13 protein-coding genes and 1 tRNA gene are annotated in these 15540 nt (G+C 68.7%); 4 read left to right on the forward strand and 10 right to left on the reverse strand.

What is annotated here, in order from left to right:
- Window positions 1–30: 30 nt before the first annotated feature.
- The 10 genes from ACIP84_RS12740 to dnaA form a co-directional block, all read right to left on the reverse strand.
- Window positions 31–165, reverse strand: coding sequence for a DLW-39 family protein (locus ACIP84_RS12740; protein WP_003958712.1), 135 nt, complete (start codon window positions 163–165; stop codon window positions 31–33).
- Window positions 166–323: 158 nt separating this feature from the next.
- Window positions 324–397 (reverse strand) — tRNA-Ile (locus ACIP84_RS12745).
- A 109-nt stretch (window positions 398–506) separates the two neighbouring features.
- Window positions 507–1073: a DUF3566 domain-containing protein gene (locus tag ACIP84_RS12750; protein ID WP_209495854.1), complete on the reverse strand. Its 567-nt coding sequence runs from the start codon at window positions 1071–1073 to the stop codon at window positions 507–509.
- Between the two features lie 106 nt (window positions 1074–1179).
- Window positions 1180–3819, reverse strand: coding sequence for a DNA gyrase subunit A (gene gyrA, locus ACIP84_RS12755; protein ID WP_401797781.1), 2640 nt, complete (start codon window positions 3817–3819; stop codon window positions 1180–1182).
- Between the two features lie 41 nt (window positions 3820–3860).
- A complete protein-coding gene (gene gyrB, locus ACIP84_RS12760) occupies window positions 3861–5891 on the reverse strand; it encodes a DNA topoisomerase (ATP-hydrolyzing) subunit B (protein ID WP_355957185.1) in 2031 nt (676 codons plus the stop codon).
- A 396-nt stretch (window positions 5892–6287) separates the two neighbouring features.
- Window positions 6288–6851 (reverse strand): DUF721 domain-containing protein, encoded by a 564-nt coding sequence (locus ACIP84_RS12765; RefSeq protein ID WP_401797783.1) that lies wholly within the window; start codon window positions 6849–6851, stop codon window positions 6288–6290.
- Window positions 6848–7969 (reverse strand): DNA replication/repair protein RecF, encoded by a 1122-nt coding sequence (gene recF, locus ACIP84_RS12770; protein ID WP_355957190.1) that lies wholly within the window; start codon window positions 7967–7969, stop codon window positions 6848–6850. Before recF ends, ACIP84_RS12765 begins: the two co-directional genes overlap by 4 nt.
- Before the next feature lie 60 nt (window positions 7970–8029).
- Window positions 8030–8908, reverse strand: coding sequence for a phosphogluconate dehydrogenase (NAD(+)-dependent, decarboxylating) (gene gnd / locus ACIP84_RS12775; protein WP_355957193.1), 879 nt, complete (start codon window positions 8906–8908; stop codon window positions 8030–8032).
- Window positions 8909–9028: 120 nt separating this feature from the next.
- Window positions 9029–10159 carry a DNA polymerase III subunit beta gene (gene dnaN / locus ACIP84_RS12780; RefSeq protein ID WP_030205035.1) on the reverse strand — a complete coding sequence of 377 codons (1131 nt, stop codon included), beginning with the start codon at window positions 10157–10159 and terminating at the stop codon, window positions 9029–9031.
- Window positions 10160–11170: 1011 nt separating this feature from the next.
- Window positions 11171–12949 carry a chromosomal replication initiator protein DnaA gene (gene dnaA / locus ACIP84_RS12785; RefSeq protein ID WP_355957196.1) on the reverse strand — a complete coding sequence of 593 codons (1779 nt, stop codon included), beginning with the start codon at window positions 12947–12949 and terminating at the stop codon, window positions 11171–11173.
- Between the two features lie 396 nt (window positions 12950–13345).
- Between dnaA and rpmH the strand changes: the two genes are divergently transcribed.
- From rpmH to yidC, 4 genes are read left to right on the forward strand one after another with little or no spacing between them, the layout of a single operon-like run.
- On the forward strand, window positions 13346–13483 hold the full coding sequence (gene rpmH, locus ACIP84_RS12790) for a 50S ribosomal protein L34 (RefSeq protein ID WP_079045023.1): 138 nt from the start codon (window positions 13346–13348) through the stop codon (window positions 13481–13483).
- 21 nt (window positions 13484–13504) lie between these two features.
- Window positions 13505–13876 (forward strand): ribonuclease P protein component, encoded by a 372-nt coding sequence (gene rnpA / locus ACIP84_RS12795; protein WP_266967060.1) that lies wholly within the window; start codon window positions 13505–13507, stop codon window positions 13874–13876.
- On the forward strand, window positions 13873–14199 hold the full coding sequence (gene yidD / locus ACIP84_RS12800; RefSeq protein ID WP_015034858.1) for a membrane protein insertion efficiency factor YidD: 327 nt from the start codon (window positions 13873–13875) through the stop codon (window positions 14197–14199). The genes rnpA and yidD overlap by 4 nt, the downstream gene beginning before the upstream one ends.
- A gap of 3 nt (window positions 14200–14202) precedes the next feature.
- Window positions 14203–15531, forward strand: coding sequence for a membrane protein insertase YidC (gene yidC / locus ACIP84_RS12805; RefSeq protein WP_401797787.1), 1329 nt, complete (start codon window positions 14203–14205; stop codon window positions 15529–15531).
- The last annotated feature ends 9 nt before the right edge of the window (window positions 15532–15540 follow it).

Consider the following 15540-nt stretch of genomic DNA (forward strand, 5'->3'; position numbering starts at 1 on the left):
CCGGGGCTTCACCCACAGACGGTTTTCGTCTCAGACACCGGAACCTGCGGGCACGGAGTCGGTCGCCTCCGTCCACAGGTCCTGCTCGGCGCGATCCGCCTGGATCTGGCGGTACACGAGGAGCCCGCCGATGGCGGCCAGTGCGACCAGGAGAAGCTTCTTCACCGCGCGACCTCGTCTTTCGTTGACGTAGGAGACTTCTGACGCCCACTCTACACATCGACCGATACCGATCGGTGACCTGTGCGAGGTTCAAACCTTCCAAGGCGCCCGGACAAACAAATCGACCCGGACGGAGGAACCGTCCGGGTCGATCGACACTGTGGGGCTAACAGGATTTGAACCTGTGGCCTCATCCTTATCAGGGATGCGCTCTAACCAACTGAGCTATAGCCCCGCCGCGCTCTGCGGTGTGTGTCCCGCGCGCTGACTCCTGAACATTAGCGCACCGGGGGGCCAGTCCCAAAATCGGTAACCGACCGGCCCCCTCGCAGGTCACTCGCCCGTCACTCGTCCTCGGCGAGCGTGAGCTCCACGCCGCCGACGAAGCCGGCCGAGAGGTTGTAGATGAACGCGCCCAGCGTCGCCAGCGCGGTCATCAGGACCACGTCGATCACGGCGATCACCGAGGTGAACATCAGCACCCGCGGCAGCGACAGGAACGACTGCAGATCGAAGCCGTTGGACTCGTTCGAGCCCGTGGCCTCGCTGATCGTGCCGCCGACCGTCGAGAAGACGCCCATGGCGTCCATGACCATCCACAGCACCGCCGCCGCGACGATCGTGCAGATGCCCAGCGCGATGGAGAGCAGGAAGCTCACCTTCATCACCGACCACGGGTCGGCCTTGGCCACCCGCAGCCGCGCCTTGCGCGTACGGGGCGTCGTGCGGGCCCCCGTACGCGGCCGGCGCACGGCACCGGTCTGTCCGCCCGCCGTACCGCCCGACGCCGGAGCGCCGTACGCCTGCGGCGGGTGGTAGGGCGCCCCCGGCTGCTGCGCACCCGTGCGCTCGCCGGGCAGCGGCCCGTTGTAGGTCTCGTACGAGGGCTGCTGCCCCCGAGTGTCCGTCACCGCAACCCCCTGGGAGTCCGTGGCGGGGCCACGGGCGCCGTTCGCTCCAGCACCAGCAGAAGCTCCGGCAGCCGCCGATCCGGCGCCCGTGGCTCCACTCACGCTCTTACTCCTCGTGCTCCCCGGCCGAGGGCTCCGTGCCCTCGACTGCCTCGGTCTCGACCACGACGGTCTCGACCACCGCCGCCTCGGACGCCTCCACGGCGCCCTCGGCGTCGACTGCCTCGTCGATGTCCTCGTCCTCGCCACCGGCCTCGGCGTTCCGTGCGATGCCGACGACGGCATCGCGCTTGCCCAGGTTGATCAGCTGGACGCCCATGGTGTCACGGCCGGTCTCCCTGACTTCGTTGACTCGCGTACGAATCACACCGCCGGACAGCGTGATGGCGAGGATCTCATCCGTCTCCTCGACCACCAGCGCGCCCACGAGCGAGCCGCGGTCCTCCACGATCTTGGCGGCCTTGATACCGAGGCCGCCACGGCCCTGGACGCGGTACTCGTCGACGGGGGTGCGCTTCGCGTACCCGCCGTCGGTCGCGGTGAAGACGAACGTACCGGGCCGGACGACATTCATCGAGAGCAGTTCGTCGTCGGCGCGGAAACTCATCCCCTTGACGCCCGAGGTGGCGCGTCCCATCGGACGCAGCGCGTCGTCGGTGGCGGTGAAGCGGATCGACTGCGCCTTCTTGCTGATGAGCAGCAGATCGTCCTCGGCCGAGACCAGCTCGGCCCCGATCAGCTCGTCGGCGACGCCTTCGGCGCCGTTGTCCGTCTCCCGGAGGTTGATCGCGATGACACCACCGGAACGCGGCGAGTCGTAGTCCTTCAGCGCGGTCTTCTTGACCAGGCCGGCCTTGGTGGCGAGCACCAGGTACGGCGCGGCCTCGTAGTCGCGGATCGCCAGGATCTGGGCGATCTGCTCGTCCGGCTGGAAGGCCAGCAGGTTGGCCACGTGCTGGCCGCGCGCGTCCCGGCCGGCGTCGGGCAGCTCGTACGCCTTGACGCGGTAGACCCGGCCCTTGTTGGTGAAGAAGAGCAGCCAGTGGTGGGTGGTGGAGACGAAGAAGTGGTCGACGATGTCGTCCTGCTTCAGCTTCGTGCCCCGCACGCCCTTGCCACCGCGCTTCTGCGACCGGTAGTCCTCGGTCTTCGTCCGCTTCACGTAGCCACCGCGCGAGATGGTGACGACGATGTCCTCCTCGGCGATCAGGTCCTCGATGGACATGTCACCGTCGAAGGGCACGAGCTTGGACCTGCGGTCGTCGCCGAACTTCTCGACGAGCGCGGCCAGCTCCTCGCTGACGATCGTGCGCTGGCGCTCGGGCGAGGCCAGGATCGCGTTGTACTCGTTGATCTTGGCCTGGAGTTCGTCGTGCTCGGCGACGATCTTCTGGCGCTCCAGGGCGGCGAGCCGGCGAAGCTGCATCTCCAGGATCGCGTTGGCCTGGATCTCGTCGATCTGGAGCAGGTCCATCAGGCCGCCGCGGGCGACCTCGACCGTGTCACTGCGCCGGATGAGCGCGATGACCTCGTCGATCGCGTCGAGCGCCTTGAGCAGACCGCGCAGGATGTGGGCGCGCTCCTCGGCCTTGCGCAGCCGGAAGCGGGTCCGGCGCACGATGACCTCGATCTGGTGCGTCACCCAGTGGCGGATGAACGCGTCGAGCGAGAGGGTGCGCGGCACGCCGTCGACGAGCGCCAGCATGTTCGCGCCGAAGTTCGTCTGCAGATCGGTGTGCTTGTACAGGTTGTTGAGGACGACCTTGGCGACGGCGTCGCGCTTGAGCACGATGACGAGGCGCTGGCCGGTCCGGGACGAGGTCTCGTCGCGGACGTCGGCGATGCCGCCGACCTTGCCGTCCTTGACCAGGTCGGCGATCTTCTGCGCGAGGTTGTCCGGGTTGGTCTGGTACGGGAGCTCCGTGACCACCAGGCACTGGCGGTTGTGGATCTCCTCGACCTCGACGACCGCGCGCATCGTGATCGAGCCACGGCCGGTGCGGTACGCCTCCTCGATGCCCTTGCGGCCGACGACGAGCGCGCCGGTGGGGAAGTCCGGGCCCTTGATCCGCTCGATCAGGGCGTCGAGGAGCTCCTCGTGGCTGGCGTCGGGGTGTTCGAGCGCCCACTGCGCACCGGCCGCGACCTCGCGGAGGTTGTGCGGCGGGATGTTGGTGGCCATACCGACGGCGATGCCGGCGCTGCCGTTGATCAGCAGGTTCGGGAACCGGGACGGCAGGACCGTCGGCTCCTGGTTGCGGCCGTCGTAGTTGTCCTGGAAGTCGACGGTCTCCTCGTCGATGTCCCGGAGCATCTCCATCGACAGCGTCATGAGCTTGCACTCGGTGTAACGCATGGCGGCGGCCGGGTCGTTGCCCGGGGAGCCGAAGTTGCCGTTGGAGTCGACGAGCGGCATGCGCATCGACCAGGGCTGGGCGAGGCGGACGAGCGCGTCGTAGATCGAGGAGTCGCCGTGCGGGTGGTACGTACCCATGACGTCACCGACGACGCGGGCGCACTTGTAGAAGCCCTTCTCGGGCCGGTAGCCGCCGTCGTACATCGCGTACAGCACACGCCGGTGGACGGGCTTGAGGCCGTCGCGTACGTCGGGCAGCGCGCGGGACACGATGACGGACATCGCGTAGTCGAGGTACGAGCGCTGCATCTCGGTCTCGAGCCCGACGGGCTCGATCCGCAGCACGGGCTCTTCTTCGGTGGTCCCGGTCGGGGTGGTTTCGTCGGCCATTGCTGGTCGTCAGTCCTTTCGTACGGTCAGCTGAGACCGACTCAGATGTCGAGGAAGCGAACGTCCTTGGCGTTGCGCTGGATGAACGAGCGGCGTGCCTCGACGTCCTCGCCCATCAGCACCGAGAACAGGTCGTCGGCCTGCGCGGCGTCGTCCAGGGTGACCTGGCCGAGTACGCGGTGCTCGACGTCCATGGTGGTGACGCGCAGCTCCTCGGCGTTCATCTCGCCGAGACCCTTGAAGCGCTGGATCGAGTCTTCCTTGATCCGCTTGCCGCTCTGCTTGCCCAGCTCGACGAGCGCGTCCCGCTCCCGGTCCGAGTACGCGTACTCGAAGTCGTCCCGGCCCCACTTGATCTTGTAGAGCGGCGGACGGGAGAGGTAGACGTGACCGGCCTCGACCAGCGGCCGCATGAAGCGGAAGAGGAAGGTCAGCAGCAGGGTGTTGATGTGCTGGCCGTCGACGTCGGCGTCCGCCATCAGGATGATCTTGTGATAGCGGAGCTTCTCGATGTCGAAGTCCTCGTGCACACCGGTGCCGAAGGCCGAGATGAGCGCCTGGACCTCGGTGTTCTGCAGGATCTTGTCGATCCGGGCCTTCTCGACGTTCAGGATCTTGCCGCGGATCGGCAGGATGGCCTGGTACATCGGGTTGCGGCCGGACTTGGCCGAGCCGCCGGCGGAGTCACCCTCGACGATGAAGATCTCGCACTTGGCCGGGTCGTTCGACTGGCAGTCGGACAGCTTGCCCGGCAGCGACGCCGACTCGAGCAGGCCCTTGCGGCGGGTCAGGTCGCGCGCCTTGCGCGCGGCCACGCGCGCGGTGGCGGCCTGGATCGACTTGCGGATGATGTCCGCGGCTTCGAGCGGGTTGCGGTCGAGCCAGTCGTTGAGGTGCTCGTAGACCGCCCTCTGGACGAAGGTCTTGACCTCCGTGTTGCCCAGCTTGGTCTTGGTCTGGCCCTCGAACTGCGGCTCGCTCAGCTTGACCGAGATGATCGCGGTCAGGCCCTCGCGGATGTCGTCGCCCGTGAGGTTGTCGTCCTTCTCGCGGAGCAGCTTCTTGTCGCGCGCGTACTTGTTGATCAGCGAGGTCAGCGCAGCGCGGAAGCCCTCCTCGTGCGTGCCGCCCTCGTGGGTGTGGATGATGTTGGCGAAGGAGTACACGCCCTCGCTGTAGCCGCTGTTCCACTGCATCGCGACCTCGAGGGACAGGGCCTTGTCCTTGTCCTCCGCCTCGAGGTCGATGACGGTCGGGTGGACCAGCTCGCCCTTGCGCGAGTTGAGGTACTTCACGAAGTCGACGATGCCGCCCTCGTAGTGGTACTCCACCCTGCGCGCGGCCGGCTCGGCGGCCGCCTCGGCGTCCGGGTCGTCGGCGCCGACCGTGGCCTTGGCGGACTCGCGCTCGTCGGTGAGCGTGATCGTCAGGCCCTTGTTGAGGAAGGCCATCTCCTGGAAGCGGCGCGAGAGCGTCTCGAAGGAGTACTCGGTCGTCTCGAAGATGTCCGGGTCGGCCCAGAACGTGACCGAGGTGCCGGTCTCGGTGGTCTCCTCGTGCTGCGCGAGGGGCGCGGTCGGGGCGCCCATCTTGTAGTCCTGCGTCCAGCGGTGGCCGTCCGTCTTGATCTCGACGGAGACCTTGGTGGACAGGGCGTTCACGACCGACACGCCGACGCCGTGGAGACCGCCGGAGACGGCGTAGCCGCCGCCGCCGAACTTGCCGCCGGCGTGGAGCACGGTCAGCACGACCTCGACGGCCGGCTTGCCCTCGGAGGCCACGATGCCCACGGGGATGCCACGGCCGTTGTCGACGACGCGCACGGCGCCGTCGGCCAGGATCGTCACGTCGATGGTGTCGGCGTGGCCGGCCAGGGCTTCGTCGACCGAGTTGTCGACGACCTCCTGCACCATGTGGTGCAGACCGCGCTCGCCGGTCGAGCCGATGTACATGCCAGGGCGCTTGCGCACGGCATCCAGGCCTTCGAGGACCTGGATGTTGCTGGCGGTGTACTGGTTGTTCTCGTTGGGGTCGCCGGAATCGGCCACGAAGCGCCCTTTCTGGCACAGCACAGGCCGTTCTCCGGGCATACGGGAGCGGCTGCGTCGTTCGACTTGTTCCGCAGGGTGGCGGGATTGTCTCCCAGTCTACCGGTAGCGCCGACAGTCATGGGGGTTTGCCGGTGCCTGAGTCCGCATGTGCCGCCCTGAGCGGGAGCCAAACGACTCCCCATATCCGGACAGGGGCTTCAGAGCCCCCTGACGGCCACCCAGCGCTTCGGGCTGTGACGGCGAGTGGCACCGGCCGCGGGCGGTCGCTCCGCAGGCGCGGGAGTCTCCTCGGACGGAGTCCGGGGGAAGGCGGACACAGCTGATCGCACGGCGGTCCCGCGGCGGGCTCCACCCGCGGGGCTCCCGCGCCAGGCTCCGCCCGGACCCGCACCGTGGGAGGCCGCCCGCGTCGAACGGCTATCCGTACGTGTCTCCGGGCCCCACGGACCCCGGCGCCCTGAGCGGCCCGTACCCACGCCGGGGCCCGCCCGGCCCCAGGACCTTGATGATCCGCACGGTCCCGTGCCCGAGGTCCTCGTTGAGCCGCGCCACCAGCGTCGGCGCGAGCAGCCGCAGCTGCGTGGCCCACGCCGTCGAGTCGCACTGCACGGTCAGCACCCGCGCGTCCGGCTCGTCGTCGAACTTGACGGGGACGCAGTGCTTGGCCAGGTCCTCGCCGACGATCTGCGGCCAGCGGCCCATGACCCCGCCGACCGCGGCCGGCGTCTCCCAGCCCCGCTCGGTGATCAGCCGGTTGATCGCGGCGCCGAGCGCCATCGGGTCGCGCCCGTCGGCGCGCGCGCCGGAGCGCAGGCCGCCCCCGCGCCGGGCCTGCTTCTTCTGCTGGGCGGCGGCGCCCTTGGCCTTGGCCTGTTCCTTGGCGGCGCGCAGCGCGACCCGCGCGAGATCCACACCCGAGGGTTCGGGAACGGCCGGCACCGGAGGAGTATCCACAGGCTGGGGAAGGTTTTCCTCGCTCATACGCGCTCCACCGCCCCTCCGGCCACCTGGTACCTCGTCCCCGCGAGGACCCCCGGTACGTCGTCGTCGACGGCGGCCGTCACCAGGACCTGCTCGCCGCCCGCCACCAGCTCCGCGAGCCGCTCGCGGCGCCGCGCGTCCAGCTCGGCGAAGACGTCGTCGAGGACGAGGACGGGCTCGTTGCCCTCGGACCGCAGCAGGTCGTACGAGGCGAGCCGCAGCGCCAGCGCGTAGGACCAGGACTCGCCGTGGCTGGCGTATCCCTTCGCGGGCAGTTCGCCGAGCTTGAGGAGCAGCTCGTCCCGGTGGGGTCCGACGAGGGTGACGCCCCGCTCGATCTCCTGCTTGCGCACCTCGGCCAGCGCGGCGATCAGCTGTGCGTACAGCTCCTCGCGGGTGTGCCCGGGGCCCGGCGCGGAGGGCCGGTACTCCAGGAGAACCGGTCCGCCGCCGGGCGCGAGCTGCTCGTACGCCTTGTCCGCGAGCGGCTGCAGTACGGCGATCAGGTCGAGCCGCTGGGCGAGCAGCTCGGCCCCGGCCCGCGCCAGGTGCTGGTCCCAGACGTCGAGGGTGGACAGGTCCATGCCGCGGCCGCCGTGCCGCCGTGCCATCGCCGCGGACTTCAGGAGCGTGTTGCGCTGCTTGAGCACGCGCTCGTAGTCGGAGCGCACGCCTGCCATGCGCGGCGTGCGCGCCGTGATCAGCTCGTCGAGGAAGCGCCGGCGCTCGCCGGGGTCGCCCTTCACCAGGGCGAGGTCCTCGGGCGCGAACAGCACGGTCCGTACGATTCCGAGCACGTCACGCGGTCTGACCTGCGAGGACCTGTTGATACGGGCACGGTTGGCCCGGCCCGGGTTGAGTTCGAGCTCGATCAGCTGGGAACGCTCGCCCTGGGTGACGGCGGCGCGGATCACCGCGCGTTCCGCGCCCATCCGGACGAGCGGGGCGTCGGAGGCGACGCGGTGGCTGGAGAGGGTCGCGAGATAGCCGACGGCCTCGACCAGATTGGTCTTGCCCTGGCCGTTCGCGCCCACGAACGCGGTGACGCCCGGGTCGAGCGGGACCTCGACCCGGGCGTAGGAGCGGAAGTCGGCCAGCGAGAGATGCGTGACGTGCATGGTTGGGCGCCGACCTTCTTCCCCCGGCGGCTGTGCACCGCGGGGTGCACAGCCTGTGGATTACTTCTTCGTCTCGACCGCGTGGCCACCGAACTGGTTGCGCAGCGCGGCGATCATCTTCATCTGCGGGGAGTCGTCCTGGCGGGAGGCGAACCGCGCGAACAGCGAGGCGGTGATCGCCGGCAGCGGTACGGCGTTGTCGATGGCGGCCTCGACCGTCCACCGGCCCTCGCCGGAGTCCGACGCGTAGCCGCGCAGCTTGTCCAGGTGCTCGTCCTCGTCCAGGGCGTTGACCGCGAGGTCCAGCAGCCAGGAACGGATGACCGTGCCCTCCTGCCAGGAGCGGAAGACCTCGCGCACGTCGGTGACGGAGTCGACCTTCTCCAGGAGCTCCCAGCCCTCGGCGTAGGCCTGCATCATCGCGTACTCGATGCCGTTGTGGACCATCTTCGCGAAGTGGCCGGCGCCGACCTTGCCGGCGTGCACGGCGCCGAACTCACCCTCGGGCTTGAGCGCGTCGAAGACCGGCTGGACCCTCGCGACGTCCTCGGCGGAGCCGCCGTACATCAGCGCGTAGCCGTTCTCCAGGCCCCAGACACCACCGGAGACGCCGCAGTCGACGAAGCCGATGCCCTTGGCCGCGAGCTCCTCGGCGTGCTTCTCGTCGTCCGTCCAGCGGGAGTTGCCGCCGTCCACGACGATGTCGCCGGGGGAGAGCAGGTCGGCCAGCTCGTCGATGGTGGACTGGGTCGCGGCACCGGCCGGAACCATGACCCACACGACGCGGGGCCCCTTGAGCTTGCCCACAAGCTCCTCGAGGCTGTGGACATCGGCGAGGTCCGGATTGCGGTCGTATCCGATGACGGTGTGGCCTGCGCGGCGGATGCGCTCACGCATGTTGCCGCCCATCTTGCCGAGACCGACGAGACCGAGCTCCATCAGAGATTCCTTAAGCGTCGTGTGCGGTTTACCCGGATCCGAGCCTACGCCCGGACCCGGGTGCACACCTGTGGGGTCAGCCGCTCAGGCGATTCCCCGAAGAGACCGACGTCAGCCGGCTCAGCCGCTGAGGCGCACCGGCATGATCAGGTACTTGTACGCCTCGTCCGCCTCGGCGTCCACGGCCGGCTTGCCGCTCAGCAGCGCGGGCTTGGTGGAGGTCGTGAAGGAGAGCTGGGCGACCGGGGAGTCGATCGCGCTCAGGCCGTCCAGCAGGAAGGTCGGGTTGAAGGCGATCGAGATGTCGTCGCCCTCGAGCTGCGCGTCGACGCGCTCCACAGCCTGTGCGTCGTCGCTGGAGCCGGCCTCCAGGATCAGCACGCCCTGCTCGAAGCTCAGCCGGACCGGGGTGTTGCGCTCGGCCACCAGGGCCACGCGCTTGACGGCCTCGACGAACGGGGCGGTCTCGATGACCGCGACCGAGTTGAACTCGGTGGGGAAGAGCGTCCGGTACTTCGGCAGGTCGCCCTCGAGGAGACGGGTGGTGGTGCGGCGGCCCGCGCCCTCGAAGCCGATGAGGCCCTCGCCCTTGCCGGAGCCCGAGAGCGCCAGGGTGACCGTGTCGCCGCTCGTGAGCGCCTTGGCGGTGTCCAGGAGGGTCTTCGCGGGCACCAGGGCGACCGCGGAGGCGTCCGGGGACTCCGGCTTCCACAGGAACTCGCGGACCGCGAAGCGGTAGCGGTCGGTGGAGGCCAGGGTGACCGTGTCGCCCTCGATCTCGATGCGCACACCGGTGAGCACGGGCAGCGTGTCGTCGCGGCCGGCGGCGATGGCCACCTGCGCGGCGGCGGAGGCGAAGACCTCACCGGGGACGGTGCCGGTCGCGGTGGGCATCTCCGGCAGCGCCGGGTACTCCTCCACAGGCAGGGTGTGGAGGGTGAAGCGGGAGGAGCCGCAGACCACGGTCGCCCGTACACCGTCTGTGGAGATCTCCACCGGTCGGTTGGGGAGAGCACGGCAGATGTCGGCGAGCAGTCGGCCGGAGACGAGGACGGTGCCGTCCTCCTCGACCTCGGCCTCGACGGAGACTCGCGCCGAGACCTCGTAGTCGAAGCTCGAGAAGCTCAGCGCGCCGTCCTCGGCCTTCAGCAGAAGGCCCGCGAGGACGGGGGCCGGCGGACGGGCCGGGAGGCTGCGGGCCACCCAGGCCACCGCCTCGGCAAGTACGTCGCGCTCCACCCGGATCTTCACCGGAACCGCCTCCTGCTTGTTGCTGGCTCTTCGTCGACTGCGGGAACCAGTCTGACGTACGCCGCCGACACTCGGTGCTGCTCGGGGTCAAGTCGCGACGAGAGCGCGTCGGAGCTCCGGCGCCGAGTTGTGCACAGGCCCCACTTCGAAGCGGATTCCTAGCTAACTCTAAGTGGGAGTAGTAGTAGGGCCTGTGGAAACGGTGGATAACGTCGTTTTCCCAGGTCAGGCCCGGTTTTTTGTCCACTGCGCCTGTGGGTGGAGCCGGTGGACAACTGGGGTTCTCTGTGGACACCCGAAAGTTCTGCACACCCGGTACACAGGCCAGGGGGAGTTCTCCCCAGCGCTGTCCCCAGCTTTCCCCAGGTTCCCCACAGCCCAAACGTCTCCCTTGGTGTGACGGCTTTCACTCGGGCCAGTGAGCGGGGGTGTTTCGTTGCCGAACAGTGGACAGGGGTGTGGAGAAGCTGTGGGCAACGGACCCCTCCCTGTGGGCAGCCGGTGGACAACCTTCGGGAGCCCCTGTGGACGAAAGTTCTGTCCACAGCCTGTGGAGATCTTTTACCAACAATTCCACAGGGGTCTGACCTGGGGTGATGATCTGTCAGCAGTCCGGCCTGTGGACATAATCCGGATAACTCGACAGTCCCCACCCTGTGGACGGGAGATCATCCCGCAATCTGTGGAGAACCCGCCACCGGAACGGAGTAATCGAACAGTCCGTCCCCCGTAAGGGGTCCCGGGCAGTGGTCGCGGGCGCTCAGGGCGGGCTCCCGGAGGCCCTCTCGGCGTCTCCAGGACGGCTCGGGAAGCCTTCCGGAGGGGTCCCGAAGGCTTCCCGGAGCCCCTGTGGACAGCCTGAGGACGGCTCCAGGAGAACGCCGGGAGAGCCGGAAGACCGCCTCAAGGCGACTCCCGGACCGCTCTCCGGGAGTCCCGGGGGACGCCGAAGGGCGCCCCGGGAGGTGTCCCGGGGCGCCCTTCGGAGGCCGGCCGCAGCCGGCCGGGCCGTCAGCCGTTCTTGATGCGGTTGGTGAGCTCGGTGACCTGGTTGTAGATGGAGCGCCGCTCCGCCATCAGCGCGCGGATCTTCCGGTCCGCGTGCATCACCGTCGTATGGTCACGGCCGCCGAACTGCGCGCCGATCTTCGGCAGCGACAGATCCGTGAGCTCGCGGCACAGATACATGGCGATCTGCCGGGCCGTCACCAGGACGCGGCTGCGCGAGGATCCGCAGAGGTCCTCCACCGTCAGACCGAAGTAGTCGGCGGTGGCCGCCATGATGGCCGGTGCCGTGATCTCCGGCGACGAGTCCTCGCCGCCCGGGATCAGGTCCTTGAGGACGATCTCGGTGAGGCCGAGGTCCACCGGCTGCCGGTTGAGGCTCGCGAAGGCCGTCACCCGGATCAGCGCGCCCTCCAGCTCACGGATGTTCCGCGAGATCCGGGACGCGATGAACTCCAGTACCTCCGGCGGGGCGTTGAGCTGCTCCTGCACCGCCTTCTTGCGGAGGATCGCGATACGCGTCTCCAGCTCCGGCGGCTGCACATCGGTGGTGAGGCCCCACTCGAAACGGTTGCGGAGCCGGTCCTCCAGGGTCACCAGCTGCTTGGGCGGCCGGTCCGACGAGAGCACGATCTGCTTGTTCGCGTTGTGGAGGGTGTTGAAGGTGTGGAAGAACTCCTCCTGCGTCGACTCCTTGCTCGCGAGGAACTGGATGTCGTCGACGAGCAGGATGTCCACGTCGCGGTAGCGCTTGCGGAAGGCGTCGCCCTTGCCGTCGCGGATCGAGTTGATGAACTCGTTCGTGAACTCCTCCGAGCTCACGTACCGCACGCGCGTGCCCGGGTAGAGGCTCCGCGCGTAGTGCCCGATCGCGTGCAGCAGATGGGTCTTGCCGAGGCCCGACTCCCCGTAGATGAAGAGCGGGTTGTACGCCTTGGCCGGCGCCTCGGCCACCGCGACCGCGGCCGCGTGCGCGAAGCGGTTCGAGGAACCGATCACGAAGGTGTCGAAGAGGTACTTGGGGTTCAGCCGCGCGTGCTGCTCACCGGGCGCTCCGGAGCCCTGCGCGGAGGAGGAACCGTGGCCGCCGCCGGGGCCGCCACCCCCCGGACCGCCGGGCCGGGGCCCTGGGCGGGCGCCGTGGTTCTGCGGGTCGGGCAGCTCGGCGCGCTCGGGCCGCTGCTGCTCGTAGCCCCGGGGCGGCTCGTCGTACCGCGACGGCCGGGACTGCTCGGGGCCGGTCGGGCCGGTGTACGGGGCCCGCTCCTGGTAGCCGCCCAGCCGGGGCTGCTGCCAGGACAGGTCCTCCTGCGTGCGCGGCCAGGCGCCGGGGTCGGGGCGCTGCTGCGCGTAGTCCGGGTAGGCCGGGCGGGCGGTGGGCAGCCCGTCGTCGGGCATCGGCCGGTGGCCGTAGCCGCCGTCGTACTTCTCGTACGGCCCGGGCTGCTGGCGCTCGTCGTAGCGCGGCTGCTGCGACTGCTGGAGCGGGGGCGCCGGCGGGGTCGGCTCGCCGACGGAGTCGTCGACGGTGATCGCGATCCGGATCGGGCGCCCGCACTCACGGCTGAGGGTCTCGCTGATCAGCGGGGCGAGCCGGCCCTCGAGGACGCGCTTGCCCCACTCGTTGGGTACGGCGAGGAGCGCCGTGTCGGCGACCAGGGCGAGGGGCTGGCAGCGCTCGATCCACTGCTTGTCCTTGGGCTCGATTCCCTGCTGGCCCTCTGCGAGGAGATGCTCGAGGACGCGTGGCCACACTGCGGCAAGATCAGCAGGAACGTCAGCCACAGGGCACGCTTTCTCGCAGGTCCCACGATGGTGTGGTTCTCGGGGGACGGTGGGTCGATGTCCGTGAGGACGGACCCGTGAGGACAGGTAAGGACAGAACGGAAAAGATTGTGGAGTCCAACCACGGTAGTCGCGGCGGCTGACGTGGTTCAAGTTGTTGTCCACAGCCTGTGCACAATGGGAGGTGGCGACAGGTCGGTTTGACCGGATGGCGTAGCCGCGCGTACCGTGACCAGGTCGAGTTGTCGATGGCTGCTGCCGCCTGCCTCCGATGGGCAAAGATCACGGTTTGTGAACGTGTAGCGGTGCACTCGGGCGTATTGCGAGCTACTCGTGGGCGCACGGTGACAGCCAGGCGATGTCCCGCCATCTACGAATCATTTCTGGAGCCCCCGAGTGAGCAAGCGCACCTTCCAGCCGAACAACCGTCGTCGCGCCAAGACCCACGGCTTCCGCCTGCGGATGCGTACGCGTGCCGGCCGAGCCATCCTTGCGAACCGCCGTTCCAAGGGTCGCACTGAGCTGTCCGCCTGATCTGCTTAAGCAGGTCATGACGTGCTGCCTACCGAGAATCGGCTGAGGCGGCGCGAGGACTTCGCAACCGCGGTACGCCGAGGTCGCCGGGCCGGTCGCCCGCTCCTCGTCGTCCACCTACGCAGCGGTGCAACGAACCCGCACGCGCCTGGGGAGAGCGCTCCCCCGGCACGTGCGGGTTTCGTCGTGAGCAAGGCCGTGGGCGGTGCGGTCGTACGCAACCGAGTGAAGCGTCGTCTGCGCCACCTCGTCCGCGACCGGCTCGCCGAGCTGCCCCCCGGTAGCCTGGTGGTCGTACGGGCGTTGCCCGGAGCCGGCGACGCCGAACACGCACAGCTGTCCCGAGACCTGGACGCCGCTCTTCAGCGGCTGCTGGGAGGGGGCGCGCGATGAAGTACCCGCTGCTGGCTCTCATCAAGCTGTACCAGTGGACGATCAGCCCGCTTCTCGGGCCCGTCTGCCGGTACTACCCGTCGTGTTCCCACTACGGATTCACGGCCATCGACCGGCATGGCGCGATCAAGGGCACAGCCCTGACCGCCTGGCGCATCCTGCGGTGCAACCCGTGGTCGCCCGGCGGCGTGGACCATGTCCCCCCGCGTAAGCGCCCGCGCTGGCACGAAATGCTGAGGAACGCGCTGCGCGGCGACAAGGGCGGGTCCACCGCCGAGACGAGCCCGGCCGCAGAGACCTCGCCCAATGCTCAAGGAGCCTGATTAGTGGACACGATTGCCAGTCTGTTCAGCTTCATCACCACACCTGTCTCATGGGTGATCGTCCAGTTCCACAAGGTGTACGGGGCGATCTTCGGCCCTGACACGGGCTGGGCCTGGGGCCTTTCCATCGTGTCCCTCGTGGTGCTGATCCGTATCTGTCTGATCCCGCTGTTCGTCAAGCAGATCAAGTCGACGCGGAACATGCAGGCGCTCCAGCCGAAGATGAAGGCGATCCAGGAGCGCTACAAGAGCGACAAGCAGCGTCAGTCCGAAGAGATGATGAAGCTGTACAAGGAGACGGGTACCAACCCGCTCTCCTCGTGCCTTCCCATCCTGGCGCAGTCACCGTTCTTCTTCGCCCTGTACCACGTGCTTTCCAGCATCGCCTCGGGCAAGACCATCGGCGTCATCGACGACACCCTGCTGGCCAGCGCCCGTCAGGCCCACATCTTCGGTGCCCCGCTGGCGTCGAAGTTCACCGACTCCGCCGCCGAGGTCGCCGCGCTCGACGCCTCGCTGGTCTCGGTCCGCATCGTCACCGCGGTCATGATCGTCATGATGTCGGCCTCGCAGTTCTTCACCCAGCGCCAGCTGATGATGAAGAACGTCGACCTCTCGGTGAAGACCCCGTACATGCAGCAGCAGAAGATGCTCATGTACATCTTCCCGGTGATCTTCGCCGTCATGGGCATCAACTTCCCCGTCGGTGTCCTCGTCTACTGGCTGACCACCAACGTGTGGACCATGGGCCAGCAGATGTACGTGATCAACCAGAACCCGACCCCGGGCAGCAAGGCGCAGGACTCCTACCTGCAGCGTCTGCTGAAGAGCATCACGCAGCACGAAGAGGTCCGCGGCCGTCGGCGCAAGGCCATCGTCAAGGTGATCGTCGCCAAGAGCACCAGCGACCGGAACGAGAACGAGCGACGCTTCTTCTCGGGCCTGACCAAGGCCGGCTTCGCCGCCCAGGCCGACGGCACCGTGATCAAGAGCGACACCATCGAGGCCGAGGCCGAGGGCGGTCCCGCCGCCAAGCGCCAGCAGCCCAAGCGTCAGACCAAGGCCCAGCGCCAGGCCGCCGCGGCCCAGCACGCCACGGCGAAGGACACCGAGGAAGCTTCCGAGCCGGCCGCCGAAGAGGCGCCGACCACCTCGCTCGAGAAGAAGCCCCAGGGTTCGGCCACGGCCGCCGCCAAGGAAGAGCCGAAGGACGAGGCGCAGGGCGACAAGCCCGCGCGTCCCCGTGCCAACTCCGGAGGCTCCCGCCAGCAGGGCAAGTCCGGCCAGCGCAAGGGCCAGCAGCGGCCCAAGCACCCGTCCTCCAAGAAGTAAGCCTCGCCG

Origin of the sequence: Streptomyces sp. NPDC088707 (assembly GCF_044752725.1) — a bacterium.
Taxonomy (GTDB): Bacteria; Actinomycetota; Actinomycetes; order Streptomycetales; family Streptomycetaceae; genus Streptomyces.

Excerpts from the sequence above, each read along its gene's own strand:
- gnd (WP_355957193.1), bottom strand. The coding sequence starts at position 8,908 with ATGGAGCTCGGTCTCGTCGGTCTCGGCAAGATGGGCGGCAACATGCGT.
- recF (WP_355957190.1), bottom strand. The coding sequence starts at position 7,969 with ATGCACGTCACGCATCTCTCGCTGGCCGACTTCCGCTCCTACGCCCGG.
- gyrA (WP_401797781.1), bottom strand. The coding sequence starts at position 3,819 with ATGGCCGACGAAACCACCCCGACCGGGACCACCGAAGAAGAGCCCGTG.
- ACIP84_RS12765 (WP_401797783.1), bottom strand. The coding sequence starts at position 6,851 with ATGAGCGAGGAAAACCTTCCCCAGCCTGTGGATACTCCTCCGGTGCCG.
- yidD (WP_015034858.1), top strand. The coding sequence starts at position 13,873 with ATGAAGTACCCGCTGCTGGCTCTCATCAAGCTGTACCAGTGGACGATC.